Genomic DNA, 19556 nt, shown 5'->3' with positions numbered 1-19556 from the left:
AGCTTATAAAACATGGTTGCAATTATAACAGGTGATATTATAAATTCTGAAAGATATAAGGTTTCAGATTGGTTAGTGGGACTAAAAACCTATATGTCCACTCTGGGAAAGACCCCAAAGGATTGGGATATTTACAGGGGCGACGAATTTCAGTTAAAGGTAGATCCAAGTGATGCGTTAAAAGTAGCGATAGAAATAAAATCGCAGATAAAGCAGTTTAAGGGGTTGGACGTCCGGATGGCCATAGGCATAGGAGAAGAGAGTTATAGTGGGGAAGGGATCAGTGAATCCAATGGACCGGCCTACCAATTATCTGGCAGAACCTTCGAAACCCTTAAAGAGCAAAAGTTAAATTTGGCCATAGCTACCACCGATAAAAATAAAGACAACACGCTTAACCTAGTTTTTAAACTAGCTTTGGAATTTATGGACAATTGGTCCGTCGTTTCTGCAGAAATTGTGGCCCTGTCCCTTCAAAATCCGGAGAGCTCCCAACAGGAATTGGCCGATGTGCTAAAGATCAAACAATCTGCAATTAGTCAGCGATTGAAGAGGGCAAAAGCAGATCTGGTTTTTGAGGTGCTCAATTTTTATGATACTACTATAAATGAACATAAAATATGATATTATTTATTAAGCTGCTATTAGCTCATTTAATTGGGGATTTCATGTTGCAACCCACCAGGTGGGTTATACATAAGGAAGCGAATAAGGTAAAATCCAAATACCTTTATTTCCATACTCTTGTACATTTTCTTCTTGTAATCCTTTTGTTGTGGGATATAGGCTATTGGAAATTGGCACTGGTCATCAGTGTTTCGCATTTTACAATAGACCTGTTAAAACTGTATGCCAGTAATTGGATAAAGAAAAACAGCGTTCTATTTTTTATAGATCAGGCATTTCATATAATAGTACTCTACATATGTGCATATAACAGCAACCTAGTGGAGCATACAGTTGCCCTGTTTCAGCATGTGAATTGGGCATTGGTAACCGCCGTGGTATTTGTAACCTATCCTGCAGCCGTTGTCATGGGTAAGCTGCTGGAAGGATTTTCAGATCAAATACAAATAGATCACAAGTCACTTCCCAACGCAGGAAAATATATTGGTATCATAGAACGATTATTTGTTTTGCTCTTTATCATTATTGGAAGATGGGAAGTCATTGGATTGTTGATCACTGCCAAGTCGGTTTTTAGATTTAATGACCTAAAGGAAAGCAACAACAGGAAGCTTACGGAGTATATTTTGATAGGTACCTTATTGAGTTTTGGGATCGCTATTCTTACCGGTTTTGTATTTATAACTATGCGAGGTGGACTTTAATCCAATTTACAGAACAAGATTCTGTGTTTATTGGACCTGTAATTTTAGGTAATACCGAGCTATTCAATATTTTGAAAATAGGGATTTCATAATTTTTAATGTGATATAAAATGATATTAGCAGCAATTTTGTGAGAATGCTGACGTGAAACCCTTTTTAACCGAAAATAGATAAATTGAAGAAATTTAATTTTTACTTTTACCATTCAAATTTTAGACAACAATGGTAGAAGTGGGCAGGAAATACGTATTCGATTTTGATAGTACACTTACTCGGGTAGAGGCTTTGGATGTCTTGGCTGAAATTACGCTGAAAGACAAATCAAATAAAAATGAGATCATTAGTGAAATCCAGAAAATCACCAATCTGGGCATCGACGGCGATATCTCCTTTACAGAGTCTTTAGAGCGACGTATTAAATTATTGAACGCCCATAAAGACGACTTGGAGCCTTTGGTTTCTGAACTCCGTCAAAAAATTTCCAAATCCATAGAATCCAATAAAGACTTCTTTCAGAATTATTCTGACGATATTTATGTAATTTCATGTGGGTTCAAAGAATTTATAGATCCCATTGTGGAAGAATATGATATTCCTTCTAGTAGGGTATATGCAAATACCTTTAAATTTGATGCCGAAGGGTTTATTATCGGTTTTGATGAAGCTAACGTGCTCGCATCCCACAACGGTAAAATAGAATGCCTAAGAAGCTTAAAGTTAGAAGGAGAAGTACAAGTAATCGGAGATGGATACAGCGATTACGTTATGCGTGAGGCAGGTATAGCCGATAAGTTCTTCGCATATACAGAAAACGTATCCCGTGAAAAGGCGACAAGAAAGGCCGATCACGTTACACCTAACCTAGATGAATTTTTATTTGTGAACGATTTACCAAGAAAAATATCCTACCCTAAAAATAGAATCAAGATTCTATTATTGGAAAATGTCCATCAAGCTGCATTTGAAAATCTTTCAAATGAAGGGTTTACTGTCGAATTAGTGAAGAGCAGTCTTTCTGAAGAAGACTTGATCGAAAAAATTAAGGGAGTACATGTTTTGGGAATTAGATCCAAAACCCAGGTAACCAAGAAAGTATTGGATGCTGCCGATAAATTGTTGGTAGTGGGTGCCTTTTGTATAGGAACCACCCAGATAGATCTAGACAACTGTAGGCGCAAGGGAGTTGTGGTATTCAACGCCCCTTATAGCAATACACGTTCGGTTGTGGAACTGGCCATAGGTCAAATCATCATGCTGATGAGAAGTGTTTTTCCAAGAAGTATGGAAATTCATCAAGGACAATGGAACAAAACGGCTGCCAATTCCCGTGAAGTAAGGGGTAAGAATTTAGGTATCGTTGGATATGGTAACATTGGTAAGCAATTATCCGTCTTGGCCGAGGCTATTGGAATGCGGGTCTATTACTATGATGTAGCAGATCAATTGGCCCTAGGGAATGCAATAAGATGCAATTCATTGGAGGATTTGTTGAATGTTTCAGATGTGGTGACCCTACATATTGATGATAATAAGGCCAATAATAATTTTATAGGGGAGAGGGAGATCAATCAGATGAAGGATGGAGCAATGCTCATTAACCTTGCCCGTGGTTTTGTTGTAGATATCCCAGCGTTGGTCAATGGACTCAAAAGCGGGAAACTAGGTGGTGCCGCAATTGATGTTTATCCTGAAGAGCCTAGATCCAACGGAGATTTTATAACAGAATTACAAGGTATCCCCAATGTAATCCTAACACCACATGTGGGAGGTAGTACAGAGGAAGCCCAGCGCGATATTGCAGATTTTGTGCCCAATAAAATCATGGACTATATCAATTCAGGGAATACGGTAGATGCTGTGAATTTCCCCAATATTAGATTGCCAAAACAAAACAATGCCCATAGATTCTTGCATATCCATAAAAACGTTCCAGGTATCATGGCTAAAATAAATGAAGTCTTGGCCAGGTATGAAATGAATATTACTGGACAGTACCTATCTACTGATAATGAAGTAGGTTACGTGATCTCAGATTTGGATAAGGAGTATAACAAAGAAGTAATCAAAGCTCTTAAGAAAATAGAGAACACCATTAAATTCAGAGTCCTGTATTAGGCTATTCTTTCGAGAGGAAAATATTGGTTGAATTTTAAGAACCCTATCCCCGACAATTTATTGATGGTGATAGGGTTCATTCTTTAAAATAGTAAAAGCCCTATAAATCTGTTCTACAATGAACAAGCGAACCATTTGATGGGAGAACGTCATTTTGGACAAGCTTAGTTTACCCTGGGCCTTTTGGTATATTTCTTCGCTAAATCCATAAGGACCACCGATTACAATGACCATTCTTTTGATTCCGGCGTTCATTTTCTTTTGGAGGTAGTTAGAAAACTCAATGGAGGTGTGCTGTTTGCCGTGTTCATCCAACAAGACCAGAACATCTGTAGGTTGTAGCCGTTTTAGTATGGCTTCTCCTTCTTTCTCTTTTTGTTGTACTTCGGATAAGTTTTTTACATTTTTGATATCGGGAATAATATCGAGCTCAAATTTAATATAGTGCTTCAATCTTTGCTCGTATTCAGAGATTAATTCCTGTAAATGAGTACTATCCGTTTTGCCTATGGCAAGAAGTTTTATCATCATTCGCCAAAGTTAAGACTTCCAAAAATATCTTTACCAATGTCGCATTTCAATTTTGGAATTAGTTTTTACTAAATTAGCATGAATCAAAAAAACACTATGATTTCAGAAGCCCAATTTCAGCACGAAATAGATTTGATAATAAGTAATGCCATTCGGGAGGATGTTGGTGATGGCGATCATAGTTCTTTGGCCTGTATTCCAAGTACAGCCCAAGGAAAGGCAAAATTATTGGTAAAGGATAAAGGTATTATTGCCGGGGTTGAATTTGCGAAAAAAGTATTTCAATATGTAGACAAGGAACTGAAGGTAGAAACCTTTATTTCAGATGGCGAGAGGGTGCAATACGGCGATATTGTTTTTAATGTCAGCGGTAGTTCGCAAAGTATTCTAAAGGCAGAACGCCTTGTGCTCAATGCTATGCAACGTATGAGTGCCATTGCGACCAAGACCAATTTTTTCGTCAAATTATTGGAAGGTACAAAAACCAAGATCTTGGATACCCGTAAGACCACCCCAGGTTTGCGTGCCGCAGAAAAATGGGCTGTAAAAATAGGAGGTGGCGAAAACCACAGGTTTGCACTTTATGACATGATTATGTTGAAGGACAACCATATCGATTTTGCAGGAGGGATTACCCATGCCATACATAAAACAAAGCAATATTTGACCGATAAGAATAGAGATTTGAGGATTATTGTAGAGGCAAGGGATTTGAACGAAGTCTCCGAAATACTTGCTGCGGGAGGTGTTTATAGAATATTATTGGATAACTTCAATTTTGAGGATACCAAGAAGGCGGTACATTTAATTGGGGATTGCTGTTTAACTGAGTCTTCCGGCGGCATTAACGAGAAGACTATTAGAAGGTATGCAGAATGTGGGGTAGATTTTATATCCTCAGGTGCCCTGACCCATTCTGTTTACAATATGGACTTAAGTCTTAAAGCCGTGTAAATGTCAGAAGAAATAGAGAGAAAACTCAGTAAGATTCCTGTGATCAACAGGATGGTTGATCTTTTCAAGCAAATTAAACTTCCAGCATTCGAAGGCCTTTCCTTTTATGACCTAGTGGAGATGTATTTTCTTGGAATCATCAGGGGCGCGGTATCTACAAGAGCCAGTTCTATCTCTTTTAGTTTGTTTATGGCCCTTTTTCCGCTGCTTATTTTTTTGGTAACCTTGGTGCCGTTTATCATTCCCTTGGTAAGTGTGGGTGAAAACGATTTTGACATGCAATTATTGGTGTTTTTGGAATCTTTTCTTCCTACGGCAACAGGAGATTATTTCAGTGAGATCTATCAACAGATCAAGGACCAAAAACAAGGCGGATTGTTGTCATCTGCATTTTTGATCTCTATTTTTTTAATGGCCAATGGCGTTAATGCCATTTTCGACGGCTTTGAAAATTCATATCACGTTAACCTCACAAGAAGTTTTTTTAGGTCCTATGCCTACGCTTTAATGGTAGGAGTCATCTTGTCCGTAATGCTTATAGTTGGGGCCGTGGTGTTTATCTATTTTGAATTTTATATTTTGGATTATTTCGGAAATATAGCTGCGAGATCGAGAGGGTACGAGATAGATCAGGGTGACATCTTTTTGGTGGAAGTGGGTAAAATTTTATTTTTCACTTTGTTGACGTACCTGACTACGGCCATCTTGTACTATTTTGGCACGGCTGAAGGTAAAGAAGCAAAATTTTTCTCAGCTGGGGCATTGATGACCACCCTTTTGTTTTTGATGACGTCATATCTTTTTGGTGTTTACGTAGAGAAAATCTCCAGATATAATGAATTATATGGCGCTTTGGGAGGATTATTGATTTTAATGGTTTTTATATGGTTAAATTCCAATATCTTGCTACTCGGATTTGAACTGAATGCAACCCTGAATTACTTACGAAAAAAAATGAGCACAGATGGAGAGAGCGTATAAATTGTTATTGGTAGGTATTGCCTTATGTTTTTTGCAGATTGGCAATGCTCAAAGTGTCTTTGGGAAATGGAAGACGATAGACGATAGAAATGGTCAGCCAAAAGCTATTATCAAAGTCTATAAGGAGGGTAATAAAATGCAGGGTGTGGTCCAAAAGATATTGGAGAAAGGCAAGGAAAATGCTAAATGTGAGAAGTGCGATGGGGATCTGAAAGACAAGGATATCTTGGGTATGAAAATTATTGAAGATGTTGTAGAAGAGGAGGATGGAGTTTGGAAAGGAAAAAAACTTTTCGATCCTGAACAGGCCATGACATTCAGATGTAGAATCTGGTTAAATCCAGATAATCCCAACGAGTTAAAGGTAAGGGGATATTTAGCCTTTATTTACAGAACACAAACCTGGTTAAGGGTACTGGAGTAAGCTTAGTTTTGATTATGCAGTATTTCATTAACGTAATTCTTCCAATTCCGCTAGAAAAACTCTTTACGTATAGCATTTCTGAAACAGAGGCAGGTTTCTTGCAACCGGGAATGCGGGTAGCTGTGCCATTTGGCAAAACAAAAATTTATACGGGCTTGGTCCATGACGTCCATACAGTTGCTCCTACCATTTATGAGGCCAAGGAAATACATCAGATATTGGATGACTACCCAATTGTAAATAATTTTCAATTGAAGCTGTGGTCATGGATTGCAGAATATTATATGTGTACCATTGGAGAGGTCTTTAGGACAGCCGTTCCCAGTGCTTTCTTATTGGAAAGTGAAACCTTAATTTCAAGAAATAACAAGGTATCGGTGCAGGAGGGGGATTTATTGGATGATGAATTCCTGGTCTATGAGGCATTACAGCATCAACCGATATTAAGGGTGCATGAAATAAGTGCTATTCTGGAGCGCAAAAATATACTTCCTGTTCTGGGGAGGTTACTGGAAAAGAACATCATCGATTTAAAAGAAGAGGTTTATGAACAATATAAGCCTAAAATGGTGCGGTATGTGCGTCTTGGAAAGGAATATCAATCTGAAGAAAGTCTAGAAGAGTTATTGAACGGCCTTACTAGGGCCCCAAAACAGAGTCAAGTTGTGCTCTCCCTATTCCAATTGCAGGCGGTGAGCAAGAAGCCCATTAAAGTGGCGGACCTTGAAAAGGCAAGTAATAGTTCTTCCGCAGTTGTAAAGGCATTGATCGATAAGAATATCCTGGAGGAGTATTTTGTACAGACCGATAGAGTAGTGTATGAAGGAACTGAAGAAAATGCCGATCTAAAGTCGCTAAATGAATTCCAAAATCAGGCCTTTGAGGATATCAAGGAAAATTTCAAGGAAAATAAAGTCACTTTACTCCATGGGGTAACCTCTTCGGGTAAGACTGAGGTTTATGTAAAATTAATTGAAGAATGTATTTCAACGGGTCGGCAGGCCTTGTATTTGTTGCCTGAAATTGCCCTTACCACGCAGTTGATAACCCGTTTGCAGAACTATTTCGGGGAAAAGGTTGCCGTGTATCATTCTAAGTATAGTGTACAGGAAAGAGTTGAAGTGTGGAATAACGTTCTTCAACAGCAGCCTAAAGCGCAAATCGTAATTGGAGCAAGGTCTGCTCTGTTTTTGCCCTTTTCTAAATTAGGACTTATTATCGTAGATGAGGAGCATGAAGCTTCCTTTAAACAATATGACCCTGCTCCCAGGTATCACGCAAGGGATAGTGCCATAGTTCTTGGAAATCTTCATAAAGGCAATATCCTTCTGGGATCGGCAACTCCCAGTGTAGAAAGTTTTTATAATGTTTCTAAAGGAAAATATGGATATGCTAGTATAACAAGGCGTTTTGGGAATGTACTTATGCCAGAGATAGAACTGGTCGATATCAAAGAGCAGACCCGAAAAAAAAGGATGAAAGGGCACTTCTCCGAGCGTTTATTGGAAGAAATCACAGAGACGCTTGAAGCAGGAGAACAAGTAATCTTATTTCAAAACCGCAGGGGATATGCGCCAATTGTTGAGTGCACCACCTGTGGCCATGCACCGGAATGCCCCAATTGTGATGTGAGTCTAACCTACCATCAACACAGAAAGCAAATGCGTTGTCACTATTGTGGATACCATATGGCCTTGCAACAAAGTTGTTTGGCATGTGGCAGCGCTACCCTGGACACCAAAGGATTTGGTACCGAACAGGTGGAACAGGAATTGAACGAGCTGTTCCCTAAATCTAAGGTAGGAAGAATGGATCTTGATACAACCAGGGGCAAACACGGTTATGAAAAAATCATAACTGCCTTTGAGGAACAGGAATTGGATATTTTGGTGGGAACGCAGATGTTGACCAAGGGGTTGGATTTTAGAAATGTTAACCTTGTAGGAATCATGAATGCGGATAGCCTTCTGAATTTTCCTGATTTCAGGGCGCATGAACGTAGTTATCAATTGTTGACCCAAGTGGCAGGTAGGGCAGGGCGTACCAAGAAAAGGGGGAAGGTAATAGTGCAGACCTATAACCCCTACCATCAAATATTAAAGCAGGTTTCAACCCAGGATTACCATGGCATGTTCCAAGAGCAATTGTACGAACGGGAACAATACAAATATCCCCCAATCAATAGATTGATCAAGGTGACCTTTAAGCATAAAGACTACAACAAGCTTAATGATGCTGCAGCCTGGTTTGCAAAATCCCTGCAAAATATTTTTAAGGAAAATATTTTAGGGCCAGAGTATCCTCCTGTGGCAAGGATTAGAAATCAGTATCTGAAAAATATAATGATTAAGATACCTACGGAACAATCCTTGGCAAAAACAAAAAGTGCCATTAAAAAAATAGAAAACTCCTTTAATGCCATTGGGCAGTATAAAGGAGTTCGAATTATTTATAATGTGGATTACGTATAGCTAAAGTTCCTCTAGGGCTTTTTCCAAATTTTGTCTTTTATGCCTGCTCAATGGGAGCTGTTTGCCTTCCACCTCCACACTTTTTCCACTAAATTTTTCAATTTTATCCAAGTTGACGATATAGGACTTATGGATTCTTAAGAATTTATCCTTGGGCAGTTCGCTTTCAAAGGCAGTCAATGTAGATAAAACTATAATATTGGCCTCGTCGGACACCAACTTAATGTAATCTCCCAAAGCCTCTATCCACTTAATTTTGTTGAGAATAACCTTTCGCTTCTTGAGATTGCTCTTCACAAAAATATGTTCCTCATCATTATGGATCCCATGTTTTTGCTCATATCGCTCTACTGCCCTTTTTATGGAGAAATCAAATCGGGTAGGGGATATAGGTTTTTGAAGATAGTCCGTAATATCATACTCAAAAGCCTTTAAGGCATAATCTGGTTTGCCCGTGATGAGGATGATCTGTGGTCTTTTGGTTAAAGATTCTAGAAAATCAAAACCGTTGATGATGGGCATTTCCACATCAAGAAAAATCAGATCTACTTCTTCTTTTTTTATTCCTTGTTTGGCCTCAATGGCATTACCGTATTCCCCAACAAGGGAAAGGTTTTTATGGGTGGCTACTAATTTGCTTACTGCTAAGCGTTGCATGGGCGAATCGTCCACAATAATACATGTCAATTTCATATTGATCGATTTAGGGGTCAAAATCAGGATCAAAATTATGGCAAAAAAAAAAATTGCATTAAAAGAATTGAATAATCTTTTAATGCAATTGAATAATTTATAAGGTAGACGATTGTACTACTTAGGTAATAAGTTGGGGCTAAACATTGCTTAATGCTTCCGCCAATTCTGCCTTTTTGTTCCTACTTAGAGGTATTTGTCTTCCCCCCACTTCAACATTTTTACTGTTGAATTTTTCAACTTTCTCTAAATTGACAATATAGGACTTATGAATTCTCAAGAATTTATCTTGGGGCAATTCGTTTTCAAAGGATTTCATGGTAGATAGGATCACTATATTGGCTTCATCGGTCACCAATTTGATATAATCTCCCAAGGCTTCTATCCATTTTATATCATTAAGGATAACTTTCCTTTTTTTGAGGTTGCTTTTTACGAAGATGTGCTCTTCGTCCTCATTGACTCTATTCATTTGTTCATACTTGGCTACAGCCCTTTTTACTGAAGCATCGAAACGCGACATTGTAATAGGTTTGTGCAAGTAATCCGTTACATCATAATCAAATGCCTTAAGGGCATAATCAGGTTTTCCTGTAATCAAAATAACCTGTGGTCTGTTTTCTAAGGATTCAAGAAGGTCAAATCCGTTGATTATTGGCATCTCCACATCTAGGAAAATTAAATCTACTTCATTGTTCTTAATTCCGTTCTTTGCTTCTATAGCATTGCTGTATTCCGCAATTAAAGCTAGGTTTGGATGGTTGTTGACCAATTTGGCCACTGCCATACGCTGCATGGACGAATCGTCTACGATTATGCTTCTTAATTTCATAAATGGTTGATTTGTGGGGTTAAATCATCGGCAAAGTACCGAAAAAACACGGTCAACTACAACAAAAGATGTGAACACGGTGTAAGTTGTTGTGTAATCAGTATAATGCATGGTTAAGGTTTCAGTTAAGTTTAATTGTTAATAACTTGGTTAATCTATAACGAAGATTTTTCTATTTTCTTGTGGATAGAAATATTTATTCTTACTTTTGCGCACTTAAAAAAATCTAATTATATGAATCATTACGAAACTGTTTTCATTTTAAATCCCGTTCTATCTGATACTCAGATAGAGGAAACAGTTAAGAAATTCGAGGATTTCTTAATTAACAAAGGTGCCACTATGGTATCTAAAGAAAATTGGGGGCTTAAGAAATTGGCCTATCCAATACAACACAAGAAGAGTGGTTTTTACCATTTGTTCGAATTCGCTGCTCCAGGTGAGGCAATTGCCAGCTATGAATTGGAATTCAGAAGAGACGAGCGTATTATGCGTTTTTTAACTGTTAAGTTAGATAAGCACGCAATCTCTTGGGCAGAAAGAAGAAGAACAAAGTTAAAAACAAAAGCGTAACGTTATGTCATCTATAGAACAACAAGCAAAAGGTAAGAAAGATGGGGAAATCAGGTATTTAACCCCATTGAATATTGAGACCAATAAGCAAAAGAAATATTGCCGTTTCAAAAAATCCGGTATCAAATATGTGGATTACAAAGATCCAGATTTCTTGATCAAATTGGTAAATGAGCAAGGTAAACTTCTTCCAAGAAGACTTACAGGAACTTCTTTAAAGTACCAAAGAAAAGTGGCTACTGCTGTGAAAAGAGCACGTCATTTAGCGTTAATGCCTTATGTAGGTGATTTATTAAAATAAAAAGAAGCTGATCATGGAACTTATATTAAAGGAAGACGTACAGAACTTAGGTTTTAAAGACGATTTAGTAAATGTGAAGAATGGTTTCGGAAGAAACTACCTTATACCTCAAGGGTTGGCTGCAATGGCTACACCATCAGCTAAGAAAGTATTGGCTGAAAACTTGAAGCAGAAGGCTCATAAAGAGAAAAAAGTTGTTGATGAGGCTACGAAGATGGCTGAGGCAATCAAACAGTTGGAAATTAAAATTTTAGCTAAAGCAGGTGCTGGAGATAAGTTATTTGGATCTATCACCAATATGAATTTAGCTGAATCTTTGGAAAAGGCTGGTCATTCTATCGACAAGAAGTACATTAGCATACTTGGAGGTTCTATTAAAAGAACTGGACCATACAACGCACAGATTCGTTTACACAGGGAAGTAATCATAGATTTCCCTTTCGAAGTTGTTGCTGAGGCAAATAGTTAACAATTTTAGTTAAAAAGTAATATGAAAGGCTACCTTGCGGTAGCCTTTTTTTTATGCTATTTTTGCGCTGACTAAATTTACTAATTCAACTACATTCAAATGAAAACAAAATTTCTATTGGCGATTTCCTTTCTGTTCTTTAGTGGAATGGTTATGGCCCAAGTAACTACTTCTAATATTAGAGGTACGGTAATGGACGATGAAAACTTGCCTTTATTGGGGGCCAACATCGTAGCATTGCACACCCCGACCGGAACAAAGTATGGGGCGATCACCAATGAGGAAGGAAGGTTCAACCTTTTGAACCTTAGAGTTGGGGGACCTTACGAGGTGACCATTTCTTATATTGGTTTTAAAACTGAAACAAGCTCGGATCTTTACCTAACTTTGGGTGCTACCCTGAATTTGGATCTAAAGCTGGAATCTGACAGTCAAGCACTGGAAGAAGTTGTTGTGGTATCCGATAGGGGAACTGGAACATTTGGTAGTGACCGTACCGGTGCTGAGACAAGCGTGGGCAAAAGGGAACTGACAAGGTTGCCTACTATTTCACGTTCGGCCCAAGATTTTACTAGATTGGAGCCAACTTCAAGTGGTAACTCGTTTGGTGGCCGAAATGACCAGTTTAATAACTTCTCTTTGGATGGGGCCATCTTCAACAATCCATTTGGATTGGATTCGCCAACTCCAGGTGGTCAAACAGGTGCCCAGCCCATTTCATTGGATGCTATTGATCAAATTCAAGTGTCTACTGCTCCTTACGATGTTACCCAATCTGGATTTACCGGTGCTTCCGTTAATGCGGTTACTAAAAGTGGTACCAATGAAGTTCACGGAACGGTTTATGGATTTTTCAGAAATGAAGATTTAACCGGAGGTAAGATCAAGGGCGAGGATGTTGTTAAACCTAAACTAAGCCAAAACCAATACGGATTCAGTATAGGAGGTCCTATTGTGAAAAATAAATTATTCTTTTTCGCCAACTTCGAAAAAGATGAAAGAGATGATTTGGGTTCTAATGGCTGGGTTCCAAATACGGGATCTGGTGCTATCAATGAATCAAGGGTTTTGGAATCTGATTTAATTGCTGTTCAGTCTGCTTTGGCAGGTGTAGGTTATGACACTGGACGATATGAAGGATTTACATATGGCTCCAGCTCAACCAAAGGAATCTTCAAATTGGATTGGAACATCAATGACAAAAACAGATTGGCCTTTATATACAATTTCTTGGATGCTTCCAGTGAAAAACCAGCGCATCCAACCGCAATTCAAAAAAGGGGTCCGAATTTCACAACCTTGCAATTTGAAAATAGCGGTTATGAAATCAATAACAAATTAAATTCCATTCAGTTGGAACTTAACTCAACCTTGTCTGATGAAGTGACCAATAAATTGCAAGTTGGTTATACCCACTTCGATGACTTCAGAAACCCGCTATCTACACCTGCTCCTTCAATAAACATTACCAAAGGGGGGACAAACTATATTATAGCAGGTCACGAACCATTTTCTGTAAATAATAGATTGGATCAAAAGGTGTATCAGTTGACTAACAACTTGAATATCTTTAAAGGTAATCATACTTATACAGTTGGTTTTTCTTTCGAAAAATTTGAATTTGACAACTCTTTCAACCTAACAGCTTATGGGTTCGATTTATTTGGAGGTGTTGATATTGCTGACTTTGATGCAACTAGCTATGATTTCGACGGCCCGCGAGCTACGTTTGAGGCAAACAATCAAGTGCCAGACGGACAAGGATGGAATTTGGCAGAAACCAACGTTGGACAATTGGCGTTCTATGTTCAAGATGAATGGAATGTGTCGGACGATTTTAAACTTACCTATGGTGTTCGTTTTGATAAGCCCTTATTCTTTGACTCAGCAGAAAAAGCACAAGACGTTATTGATAGAGGTTTCGTAATTGCAGATCAGCCCTATGTAAACCCTAATAACGGTGAAACAGTTTTTATTGACAACACACAGATGCCTAATAATGACTGGTTGATTTCACCTAGGGTAGGCTTTAACTGGGATGTTGAGGGTGATAGATCCCTACAAGTAAGAGGAGGTTCCGGATTATTCACTGGTCGCTTTCCTTTTGTATGGTTAGGAAATCAAATTGGATCTCCTGACGTATTTTTCTTGCAAGCAGTTGACCCTGATTATAAATTCCCACAGGTTTGGAGAACAAACTTAGGTGTTGATAAGAGATTGGAAGGTGGATTGATTTTGACCGGAGATTTATCTTATACCAAAGATATCAATGGAGCACATGTTCAACATTGGGGTTTAACAGATCCTTCAGGTACTTTGGCTGGTGTTGATAACAGGCCAATTTATACTTCAGATAACCAATTGAATGGATTTGGCCTTGGTGCAGGACCTTTTGTATTTACCAATTCTGACAAGGGTAGAATCTGGAATGCGTCTTTTAAAGCGCAAAAAACATTTACTAATGGACTCTATGCAATGGCTGCCTATAGCTATTTAAATGCAAAGGATGTAAACTCTATTGAAGCTGAGATTACAAGTGATGCATTTGCGGGTAACCCAATTGTCAGTAATGTAAATACAGATGTACTTTCATATTCCAAATACGGAGACACTCATAGGTTTATTGGGGTGGCCAGTAAAAACTGGACGTACGGTAATGGTAAATGGGCCACTACCTTGTCAACTTTCTTTGAATATGCACAGGGCGCTCGCTATAATTATGTTTATGGTGGTGACATCAATGGAGACGGGTCACAAATAAACGACCTTATTTATATTCCAACTGCCAGTGAAATTGGACAAATGAACTTTAGTGGTGCAGGAGATGCCCAAGCTTTAGAAGCTTTTATCCAACAAGATGATTATTTAAAGGATAACAGGGGAGATTATATGGAGCGTTATGCTGCTTTGGCTCCTTGGAGAGGAAAATGGGATATGAAATTCTTGCAGGATTACAACTTTAAGGTTGCCGGTGATAAAACCAATACCATTCAGTTCAGTGTTGATATCCTGAATGTAGGAAACCTGATCAATTCTAACTGGGGAGTTGTTCAACAACCAAATAACATAAGTCCTATTGGGGTATCTGTTGATCCTGATACAAATGTACCAACTTATAGTTTTGATGAAACTTTAAGTGACACTTACGGATTCGACACAAGTTTGTTGTCTAGATGGCAAGCACAATTTGGTTTAAGGTATATTTTTTAAAACATTTTGTTATTTAAAGATTAAAAGGCTGTGCAGTTTGCACAGCCTTTTTATTTTTGCAGCTGAAAACACAGAACTTGGGTGAAAACCTAAGAATCATCCTGAATTAGGGATATAATTTAAATTTGAAAATGAAATATACAAGACTTACCAAACAACAGTTGGAGGAATTGCATCAGGAATTTATAAATTTCCTGGCCACACAATCTATTACCGCAGAAGAATGGGAAGGCATTAAAACCAATAAACCTGAAGTGGCGGAGGAAGAAATAGATGTATTCAGTGATTTGGTTTGGGAAGGGGTTTTGACCAAAGTTGAATACTTGGAAAATATTTCCGCTCAAAATATGCACCTGTTTCACTTGACCGATAAGGAAATGAAACTGATTTCAGTGAAAGTTATGAATCCAAATATAGATTTGTCAACCTCCGAGGGCTTTGAGTGGTTCAAGAAAAATTGGCAATCAGATTTTGTGGAGTATCTTACCGCTTCCAAAGCTTATACGGACGACAAGAACTTGGATAAGTTTGACCTAATAAAACAGGGTGCCGTAATTACCAAAGGGGACCTGTACAACTGGTTCGATAAAATGATTGAATAATTTTTCTTAGGATTGGATTTCAAAACACATAAACACATCACTATAGTTAAGTTACTGATAAAATAATGGCACAAAAACCAACATTACCAAAGGGAACTAGGGATTTTACTCCTTCAGAGGTCGTAAAGCGTAATTATATATTTGATATTGTTAAAAAGCATTTCACGGCATTTGGTTTTCAACCCATAGAAACCCCATCTTTTGAGAATTCAGAAACCTTAATGGGAAAGTACGGTGATGAAGGGGATAGGCTGATCTTTAAAATATTAAACTCCGGGGATTACCTGAGTAAAGTGGATGATCCCACCTATGCAGATAGGGATTCCAATAAACTGACTCCTAAGATTTCAGAAAAAGCATTGCGTTATGATCTTACCGTTCCCTTTGCAAGATATGTGGTGATGCACCAGAATGAGTTGGACTTCCCTTTTAAAAGATACCAAATTCAGCCTGTTTGGCGGGCCGATAGGCCCCAAAAGGGTAGGTTTAGGGAATTTTTTCAGTGTGATGCCGATGTTGTAGGAGCCAACTCCCTGCTTCAAGAGGTGGAATTGGTGCAATTGTATGACGCCGTTTTTACTGATCTTGGTTTAACTGGAGTTTCCATTAAATTGAACAATAGGAAGGTCTTGGCAGGAATCGCAGAAGTTATCGGAGCCAAAGAACACCTGATCGATTTTACGGTAGCCTTGGATAAGTTGGATAAAATAGGGGAGGAAGGCGTCAAGAAAGAAATGTTGGAAAAAGGCATATCAGAAGAAGCCATTGTTAAGGCCGCTCCACTTTTTACCATGTCGGGCTCCAATGCAGATCAGCTTTTGGCATTGAAAGAATTATTAAAGGATTCCGTAGAGGGGTCAAAAGGTGCGGAGGAGTTATCCTTTATTGTGGAAACCCTGGAAGATTTGGGCCTTCAATCTGCGAGCTTGAAATTGGACGTTACCCTGGCAAGGGGTCTTAACTATTATACAGGAGCAATTTTTGAGGTTGCTGCCCCGGAAAAAGTTAAACTTGGTTCCATTGGCGGAGGTGGTAGATATGATGACCTTACAGGTATTTTCGGACTTAAGGATGTTAGCGGCGTAGGTATCTCTTTTGGGTTGGACCGCATTTACTTGGTATTGGAAGAATTGAATCTTTTTCCAAAGGCCATAGATCAGTCTTTGGATGTGCTATGTGTTAATTTTGGGGATAAAGAAGCCTTGGCTGCCTTAAAATTAGTAGGCAAATTGCGTAAAATGGGCGTAAAGGCCGATTTTTATCCTTCTACGGCCAAAATGCAAAAGCAAATGAAATACGCCAATAATAGAAATGTACCTTATGTGGTATTGATCGGAGAGCAAGAACTGGCAGACAATATCTTTGTGGTTAAAGATATGGCCAAAGGGGAACAGCAGACCTATAGCTTGGATGCTCCCGAAAATTTTGTAAAAGAACTATAATTGATTCTCTATGGCGCTGACAATGGTCTTGAGATATAATTGATCGTGTGGAACATACTTTTTGGAGCTACCGTTTTTCTGTAGTTCCGTAATATATAGAGAAAGCGGGAGTAGGGCCAAAGCCTTTACCTCGCTTTCCTGTTTTTTAAGGTGGTCTATTGAAATTTTAAGTTCACATATATACGTATGATGGAACTCACAATCGGTCAATTCATCCCTATGTTTTTTGATCGATTTAAAAATGCCTACTTTGATCAAGTCTGTTTCAGAAACCTCCAATCCTATCTCCTCTGATATTTCTCGAATGGCAGATGGTATAATTTCTTCTCCTGCTCCAATATGCCCGGCAACAGATACATCCCACAATAGGGGATAGGTCTCTTTGGAAGCAGCTCTTTGTTGTATAAGGATTTCCCCTTTTTTGTTGTAAAACCAGATATGGACAGTCGGGTGGAAGAGCCCATTTTTATGTGCTTCGGATTTCATCAGGCGCTTTCCGGTGTAATTGCCTTCGTCATCCAAAATGTCGATAAGTTCATCCATGAGGTCAAGTATTAAAAAACCCTCCTGTTGGGGAGGGTTTAAATGGTTTAATCAAAATAACTGAATGATTCCCCGTCTTTAATGGTAAGGAGGGTTTCGTAAATTAATCGGATCACATTTTCCACATCATCCCTATGCACGGTTTCTACTGTGGTGTGCATATATCTTAGGGGGAGGGAAATAAGGGCCGAGGCTACACCACCGTTGCTATAGGCAAAGGCGTCTGTATCAGTACCTGTATATCTTGATGAAGCCATACGCTGAAATGGTATTTTTTGGGCTTCGGCAGTTTCCAGGATACGTTCACGTAATTTGTTCTGTACTGCAGGCGCATAAGAAATAACAGGACCGGCACCTATCTCGGTATGGCCTTGCTTTTTCTTTTCTATCATTGGTGTTGTAGTGTCATGACACACATCTGTGACAATGGCAATATTTGGTTTAATAGTTTGGGTGATCATTTCGGCACCACGCAGACCAATCTCCTCCTGTACGGAATTTGTTATATACAATCCAAACGGTAGTTTCACTTCGTTCTCGTGTAAAAGACGGGCCACTTCTGCAATCATAAAACCTCCTGCGCGATTGTCAATAGCACGACAAACAAATTTATTGCCGTTCAAAATCTGGAAAGTATCTGGATAGGTGATCACACAACCTACATGAACGCCCATTTTTTCAACTTCTTTTTTGTCTTTGGCTCCTATATCCACAAAGATATTATCCAATTTCGGTGGTTCTTCTTTTGAACTTTCCCTTGTATGTATAGCTGGCCAACCAAAAATACCTTTAACAATACCTTTTTTGGTATGGATATTAACCCACTTGGATGGGGCTATTTGATGATCACTCCCCCCATTTCGGATCACATAGATAAGACCTTCGTCAGTAATGTAATTTACATACCATGAAATTTCGTCAGAATGTCCTTCTATTACTACCTTGAATTTGGCATCTGGATTGATTACGCCAACTGCCGATCCATAGGTGTCCGTTATAAAGGTATCCACATAAGGTTTCAGGTAATCCATCCATATTTTTTGGCCTTCCCACTCATATCCGGTCGGGGAAGGGTTATTTAAATATTTCTCAAAAAAATCAATCGACTTTTTAGTAAGTATCTTTTTTGAACTCATGTAATTTTGTTTTGTACAAACTTAACGATATTCACTTTTATTTAATAATAACATTGTGGGATAATGCTTAATTTTAGCACGATTTTTGAGTTTGATAGAAGCATGAAAAAGGAATTGTTGGTTTTTGTTTTAGGATTGATGGGCTTCTTTGCTTTTGCCCAAGGGGAAGAGGAGGTAGATTCCCTGGCCACACAATATGTAAAGATGTATGGGGATTCTGTTTTTGTGAGCTCCATTCCGCTGAGGGAGGTATTTGTTTTTGGACAGTTGAAATTCCCTTCATATAAGGATAAGCTTCGGTACTATATATTAAAGAGAAAAACATTGAAGGTGTACCCGTATGCAAAGTTGGCTTCGGAACGGCTGGTGGGTTTAACGGATAGCTTGGAAATTATCAAATCAAAATCTAAACAAAGAAAATACACCAAGAAGGTTCAAAAATATATAGAGGATGAGTTTTCGGAGGAATTAAAGAAGTTGACCCGAACCGAGGGGCAGATTCTGGTAAAGCTTATTCACAGACAAACGGGCACAACGGCTTTTGACCTGGTAAAGGAATTACGTAGTGGATGGCGCGCATTCTGGTACAACACTACTGCCAAGTTTTTTAATATAAGTATAAAGGAGGAATTTCATCCAGAAAATGTGCTGGAGGATTATCTCATAGAAGATATTTTACAAAGGGCTTTCGCGGAGAGAAAGCTGGAAAGACAGGAGTCGGTATTGGATTATGATTATGCATCCCTATCCAACAAGTGGAAGAAGAATGGGAATTGAAAAAAAATACTTGTGTAATTCAATTTAATCTATTAAATTTAATACCCTTTTTAAAAATAATTGTTCCTGCAATAATCTAATTATAAGCGATTTAAAAACAACTTTAAATTTCCTTTAAAAAAAGGCAAAAAAAAGTGTTGTGGTATTGTGGAAAGGTTGTAGGTTTGCAGC

General features: G+C 38.5%; 19 protein-coding genes. 14 read left to right on the top strand and 5 right to left on the bottom strand.

Annotation, left to right across the window (positions count from 1 at the left end; all coding sequences use genetic code 11):
• The first annotated feature begins 12 nt into the window (after positions 1-12).
• The 3 genes from ABXZ32_RS00095 to serA all read left to right on the top strand — a co-directional run bounded on the left by ABXZ32_RS00095 (position 13) and on the right by serA (position 3446).
• The gene (locus ABXZ32_RS00095; RefSeq protein ID WP_354616659.1) at positions 13-624 is read left to right on the top strand and encodes a SatD family protein; all 612 of its coding nucleotides are present in this window, start codon (positions 13-15) and stop codon (positions 622-624) included.
• Positions 621-1331: a DUF3307 domain-containing protein gene (locus ABXZ32_RS00090; protein WP_354616658.1), complete on the top strand. Its 711-nt coding sequence runs from the start codon at positions 621-623 to the stop codon at positions 1329-1331. Before ABXZ32_RS00095 ends, ABXZ32_RS00090 begins: the two co-directional genes overlap by 4 nt.
• 222 nt (positions 1332-1553) lie before the next feature.
• Entirely contained in the window at positions 1554-3446 is a 1893-nt protein-coding gene (gene serA, locus ABXZ32_RS00085) for a phosphoglycerate dehydrogenase (protein WP_354616657.1), read from the top strand.
• Between the two features lie 57 nt (positions 3447-3503).
• Here the strand turns inward: serA and rlmH are convergent, their stop codons facing one another.
• Complete coding sequence (gene rlmH / locus ABXZ32_RS00080; RefSeq protein ID WP_354616656.1) at positions 3504-3977, bottom strand: 23S rRNA (pseudouridine(1915)-N(3))-methyltransferase RlmH; 474 nt, start codon at positions 3975-3977, stop codon at positions 3504-3506.
• Positions 3978-4073: 96 nt separating this feature from the next.
• Here rlmH and nadC point away from each other — a divergent pair, with 96 nt between their 5' ends.
• The 4 genes from nadC to priA are packed head-to-tail and all read left to right on the top strand — an operon-like array spanning position 4074 to position 8807.
• Positions 4074-4931, top strand: a complete 858-nt coding sequence (gene nadC, locus ABXZ32_RS00075; protein ID WP_354616655.1) for a carboxylating nicotinate-nucleotide diphosphorylase — start codon at positions 4074-4076, stop codon at positions 4929-4931.
• The gene (locus tag ABXZ32_RS00070) at positions 4932-5912 is read left to right on the top strand and encodes a YihY/virulence factor BrkB family protein (RefSeq protein WP_354616654.1); all 981 of its coding nucleotides are present in this window, start codon (positions 4932-4934) and stop codon (positions 5910-5912) included. It abuts the gene before it with no gap.
• The gene (locus ABXZ32_RS00065; RefSeq protein ID WP_354616653.1) at positions 5896-6336 is read left to right on the top strand and encodes a DUF2147 domain-containing protein; all 441 of its coding nucleotides are present in this window, start codon (positions 5896-5898) and stop codon (positions 6334-6336) included. The genes ABXZ32_RS00070 and ABXZ32_RS00065 overlap by 17 nt, the downstream gene beginning before the upstream one ends.
• A 14-nt stretch (positions 6337-6350) precedes the next feature.
• Positions 6351-8807 carry a replication restart helicase PriA gene (priA, locus tag ABXZ32_RS00060; RefSeq protein ID WP_354616652.1) on the top strand — a complete coding sequence of 819 codons (2457 nt, stop codon included), beginning with the start codon at positions 6351-6353 and terminating at the stop codon, positions 8805-8807.
• Here priA and ABXZ32_RS00055 read toward each other — a convergent pair whose 3' ends face one another.
• Together ABXZ32_RS00055 and ABXZ32_RS00050 are read right to left on the bottom strand one after the other, a co-directional pair.
• Positions 8808-9500, bottom strand: coding sequence for a LytR/AlgR family response regulator transcription factor (locus ABXZ32_RS00055; protein ID WP_354616651.1), 693 nt, complete (start codon positions 9498-9500; stop codon positions 8808-8810).
• A 139-nt stretch (positions 9501-9639) separates the two neighbouring features.
• Positions 9640-10332 carry a LytR/AlgR family response regulator transcription factor gene (locus ABXZ32_RS00050; RefSeq protein ID WP_062054639.1) on the bottom strand — a complete coding sequence of 231 codons (693 nt, stop codon included), beginning with the start codon at positions 10330-10332 and terminating at the stop codon, positions 9640-9642.
• A 234-nt stretch (positions 10333-10566) separates the two neighbouring features.
• On the opposite strand from ABXZ32_RS00050, the gene rpsF reads away from it, so the two are divergent.
• The 6 genes from rpsF to hisS all read left to right on the top strand — a co-directional run bounded on the left by rpsF (position 10567) and on the right by hisS (position 16929).
• Entirely contained in the window at positions 10567-10905 is a 339-nt protein-coding gene (gene rpsF / locus ABXZ32_RS00045) for a 30S ribosomal protein S6 (RefSeq protein WP_062054637.1), read from the top strand.
• Between the two features lie 4 nt (positions 10906-10909).
• Positions 10910-11206 carry a 30S ribosomal protein S18 gene (gene rpsR / locus ABXZ32_RS00040; protein WP_062054635.1) on the top strand — a complete coding sequence of 99 codons (297 nt, stop codon included), beginning with the start codon at positions 10910-10912 and terminating at the stop codon, positions 11204-11206.
• A gap of 13 nt (positions 11207-11219) precedes the next feature.
• Positions 11220-11675: a 50S ribosomal protein L9 gene (rplI, locus tag ABXZ32_RS00035; protein WP_062054633.1), complete on the top strand. Its 456-nt coding sequence runs from the start codon at positions 11220-11222 to the stop codon at positions 11673-11675.
• A gap of 99 nt (positions 11676-11774) precedes the next feature.
• Positions 11775-14885 carry a TonB-dependent receptor gene (locus ABXZ32_RS00030; protein WP_354616650.1) on the top strand — a complete coding sequence of 1037 codons (3111 nt, stop codon included), beginning with the start codon at positions 11775-11777 and terminating at the stop codon, positions 14883-14885.
• Between the two features lie 131 nt (positions 14886-15016).
• Complete coding sequence (locus ABXZ32_RS00025) at positions 15017-15487, top strand: DUF6495 family protein (RefSeq protein ID WP_354616649.1); 471 nt, start codon at positions 15017-15019, stop codon at positions 15485-15487.
• A gap of 65 nt (positions 15488-15552) precedes the next feature.
• Positions 15553-16929 carry a histidine--tRNA ligase gene (gene hisS / locus ABXZ32_RS00020; protein ID WP_354616648.1) on the top strand — a complete coding sequence of 459 codons (1377 nt, stop codon included), beginning with the start codon at positions 15553-15555 and terminating at the stop codon, positions 16927-16929.
• Here hisS and ABXZ32_RS00015 read toward each other — a convergent pair.
• Positions 16924-17472 carry an NUDIX hydrolase gene (locus ABXZ32_RS00015; RefSeq protein ID WP_354616647.1) on the bottom strand — a complete coding sequence of 183 codons (549 nt, stop codon included), beginning with the start codon at positions 17470-17472 and terminating at the stop codon, positions 16924-16926. The genes hisS and ABXZ32_RS00015 overlap by 6 nt on opposite strands.
• Before the next feature lie 47 nt (positions 17473-17519).
• Positions 17520-18608 carry a M42 family metallopeptidase gene (locus ABXZ32_RS00010; protein ID WP_354616646.1) on the bottom strand — a complete coding sequence of 363 codons (1089 nt, stop codon included), beginning with the start codon at positions 18606-18608 and terminating at the stop codon, positions 17520-17522.
• A 102-nt stretch (positions 18609-18710) separates the two neighbouring features.
• On the opposite strand from ABXZ32_RS00010, the gene ABXZ32_RS00005 reads away from it, so the two are divergent.
• Positions 18711-19385: a DUF4294 domain-containing protein gene (locus tag ABXZ32_RS00005; RefSeq protein WP_354616645.1), complete on the top strand. Its 675-nt coding sequence runs from the start codon at positions 18711-18713 to the stop codon at positions 19383-19385.
• The last annotated feature ends 171 nt before the right edge of the window (positions 19386-19556 follow it).

It is taken from the genome of Sediminicola luteus, from assembly GCF_040566555.1.
In the GTDB taxonomy this organism is placed as follows: domain Bacteria; phylum Bacteroidota; class Bacteroidia; order Flavobacteriales; family Flavobacteriaceae; genus Sediminicola.
Note: the sequence above shows the minus strand (reverse complement) of the source record. Positions and strands in the feature narration are given on the sequence as shown.